The sequence below is a fragment of the Vibrio sp. 10N.222.46.A1 genome (assembly GCF_041473595.1).
Taxonomy (GTDB): Bacteria; Pseudomonadota; Gammaproteobacteria; order Enterobacterales; family Vibrionaceae; genus Vibrio; species Vibrio tasmaniensis_A.
The window spans coordinates 1-1,023 of record NZ_JBFRSN010001551.1 but is presented as its reverse complement, the minus strand read 5'-3'; the positions used below and the strand labels follow the sequence as shown (position 1 = coordinate 1,023).

1 pseudogene is annotated in these 1,023 nt (G+C 42.5%); it reads left to right on the top strand.

What is annotated here, in order from left to right:
- Positions 1-464: 464 nt before the first annotated feature.
- Positions 465-1,023: pseudogene (locus AB4496_RS28010) on the top strand (amidohydrolase); the annotation flags it as partial.

Below are 1,023 nucleotides of genomic sequence, written 5' to 3'. Positions count from 1 at the left end.
CGAATGGTTGTTCTATCTTTACCAAGGAATCTCGCAGCCTTGCTATAGCTCTGTTCGTCATACGTCGCACAGAATGAGTTTAAGTGTTCATAAGAAAACATCCCCACCGCCTTAGATTATTAATGTTTGGTTTTACCCATCATTATGCGTTATTAGAAACGTAATAACACTGCTAAATTAGCAACAAATGTGAGGCGAAGAGAGTTTTCACTCTGTATTTGAACGATAAAATTCGCTTCTCTATGTATTGGCAGTAAGCCCAGAAGTTAGCTATACACACTTATTTGAACAGAGTTACGCATTGCTAATTATGGGTTTACCGCCTCTCTTTTCTTATCACTTATCCGTGAATACAAAGAACTGACTTTCTAAGCGCTCACAGGAAGATTGATTTTCCAAAGCGCGATGGTCGACTGAATCCTCTCATAAAACAAGGTCGTTAGTTGAGAGCAATAGGATCCATTATGAAAAAGCTACTTCTCTCAACGGTTATTGCTGGCCTAGTCGCCACACCTGCTTTCGCCGAAACCTCTACTAGCCCTATCACGCTCTATGTATCGAACGACATCATTACTCTTTCAGATCACGATCATAGCAACGTAGACGCTATCGCAGTCCAAGACGGTAAAATCCTCGACCTTGGCGATCAAAAAACACTTACCACTAAGTACCAATCTAAAGATGGTTTTACGATTGATAAATCATTTGAAGATCGCGTTCTTACACCGGGCTTCGTTGAACCTCACGTTCACCTTTGGCTGATGGCGTTATTGATCGGCGCAGACTTTATTACTCCTGCTGATTGGGATTTACCGTGGGGCAACGTTGAAGGCGTAATAGGCCATGATAACTACTTAGCCCGTTTAACAGAGTTAGAAAGTGAACTGGCAGAAGGCGAACCATTGGTAAGCTGGGGCTACCATCACTACTTCCACGGCAATGAAATGAGCCGCGAGTTGCTGAATAACATTTCTGAAGACCGACCAATTATCATTTGGCATCGTAGCTTCCACGAATTGTTCT